Here is a 324-nt window from a genome sequence, read left to right as displayed (position 1 = left end):
ACCCAGCGTCGATAACTCCCACGACTGCGGAAAATGCCCCAACGTGTAGCCGCGAGCGCGTAGCTGACTTTCCACCTGCGGGCCGCTGGCGCCGGGGCCGAACGTCGCCAGTTGGCTGGCCTCGTCGAGGTCGCTCAGGCGATTCATCCGCACCAGCGACACCGTCACCACCGGCCGCGTCGAATCCGGCGGATTGATGTGCCCGGCCACCGAGGTGCCGCCGCCGTAGGGAATCAGGCACAGGTCCTGTTCATGGGCGAGCGCCAGCAATTGGCGGATCTGCTCGGCGGTTTCGGGAAACGCCACGGCGTCGGGATAGTTGCC

1 protein-coding gene is annotated in these 324 nt (G+C 67.0%); it reads right to left on the bottom strand.

What is annotated here, in order from left to right; all coding sequences use genetic code 11:
- Nucleotides 1-324: FAD-binding oxidoreductase (locus tag DBR24_RS34600; RefSeq protein WP_256592020.1), on the bottom strand; the 324-nt coding region annotated here is incomplete at both ends.

Origin of the sequence: Pseudomonas sp. HMWF006 (genome assembly GCF_003061205.1) — a bacterium.
GTDB lineage: Bacteria > Pseudomonadota > Gammaproteobacteria > Pseudomonadales > Pseudomonadaceae > Aquipseudomonas > Aquipseudomonas monsensis.
The sequence above is the reverse complement of the archived record's forward strand: the minus strand, read 5'-3'. Positions and strand labels throughout refer to the sequence as shown.